Here is a 1,350-nt window from a genome sequence, read left to right on the forward strand (position 1 = left end):
CCGTGGCCCTGGTGGCCGAGCACTCCCTGCACCACCTGCCCGTCGTGGACACCGACGGCCGTCTGATCGGTCTGCTCTCCTCGCACGACCTGTTGGACGCCCTGCGTTGCGACGACGAGGCGATCCGCTCCGACGCCCTCGCCCTCGCCCTCACTCCCGGAAGCGGCATCGTCCCGAACTCGCTGAACATCCGCTGCGAACGCGGCCGGGTCTCGGTCGCCGGACGCACCCGCACCCGCAGCGACGCCGCCGCCCTATGCCTCCAGATCGCCCGCATCGACGGCCTCACCTGCCTCAACGACCGCCTCACCTGGGACCTCGACGACACACAGTCGTAGCCTTCCTACCGACGCCACAACCGCCATGCCGACGGCACGGCGATTCGCATCGGCACGATGGCAACTGGGCACTCGGCGTTGCACCACGACCTGGCTGGTGGAGCCGAGCCGCCCGAGCGGTCCGCCCGGGTCACCGTGGCGGCCCACCACGACGAGTCGGTGCCGGGCCGCTGCCGCCGCCAGCTCCTTCGCCGCGCCGAAGCGCACGACCGAGGCCGTGACGTCGACGTCCGGAACACGCTCGCGCCGGCCCGCCAGCGTCTCGGAGAGCAACTGTTCACGCTCGACGGCGGCGTGCCCCTTCTCGTGGTTCGGCGGGGCCTCAGGGCCGGGACCGAACAGCGGGTAGCTCCAGGCATGGACCACGACCAGGGCCAGGGCCTGCCGCCGCGCCGCTTTGAAGGCGAACGCGAGCGGTGGGCCCTCGCCGTCCCTGCCCTCGACCCCGAAAACCACCCCGCCCCGAGTCGTCGGCGTGTGGCGCACCACGACGATCGGACACGCTGCGCGGGCGGCCACGTGCAGGCTCGTCGAGCCGACGAGAAGCCCGGGGAATCCTCCGGACCCTCGGGCGCCGACCACAAGGAGCGCTGCGTCAGTCGCCGCGCCCGTCAGTGCCTCGTACGGCGGGTCGTCGACGAGTTCGACGGTGACGGTGAGTTCCGGGTGCCGAGCGGACACCCGTGCGCACTCCCCGTCGAGCAGCCGGGCTTCGGCCGGATCGACGGCGCCGTGCCGGGCGTGGATCAGCCGCAGGTCCGCCCATCGTCGTGAGGCCTCGTCCGCAGCCCAGTCGACGGCGGCCTGGTTCGGCTCCGACGGGTCCACGCCCGCCACGACGCATCGGCTCATCATCGACATCTCCGCGCTACATCGACCTACCCCACCGTCGGACCGGTCCGGCTCACCGGACGAGCACCCGCTCGCCCGAGCGCGGGACCACGGCGGTCCAGCCGAGTTCGCGGTCGATGCGGTCGCGCAGGGCCTGCGAGCCCTCGGGCTCGCCGTGGAC

The 1,350-nt window shown here is 72.8% G+C and carries 3 protein-coding genes; 1 reads left to right on the forward strand and 2 read right to left on the reverse strand.

Annotated elements, in window-relative coordinates:
- The coding region (locus ACFQ87_RS46515) for a CBS domain-containing protein (RefSeq protein ID WP_380617097.1) at nucleotides 1-338 on the forward strand (338 nt) is incomplete at its 5' end.
- On the opposite strand, the gene ACFQ87_RS46520 is transcribed toward ACFQ87_RS46515, so the two are convergent.
- Together ACFQ87_RS46520 and ACFQ87_RS46525 are read right to left on the reverse strand one after the other, a co-directional pair.
- Entirely contained in the window at nucleotides 255-1,199 is a 945-nt protein-coding gene (locus tag ACFQ87_RS46520) for a universal stress protein (RefSeq protein WP_380617098.1), read from the reverse strand. The two genes, ACFQ87_RS46515 and ACFQ87_RS46520, sit on opposite strands and share 84 nt — an antisense overlap.
- 43 nt (nucleotides 1,200-1,242) lie before the next feature.
- A partial coding sequence (locus ACFQ87_RS46525; RefSeq protein WP_380617099.1) for an MBL fold metallo-hydrolase RNA specificity domain-containing protein occupies nucleotides 1,243-1,350 on the reverse strand: 108 nt, incomplete at its 5' end.

The sequence above is a fragment of the Kitasatospora sp. NPDC056531 genome (genome assembly GCF_042794375.1).
Taxonomy (GTDB): domain Bacteria; phylum Actinomycetota; class Actinomycetes; order Streptomycetales; family Streptomycetaceae; genus Kitasatospora.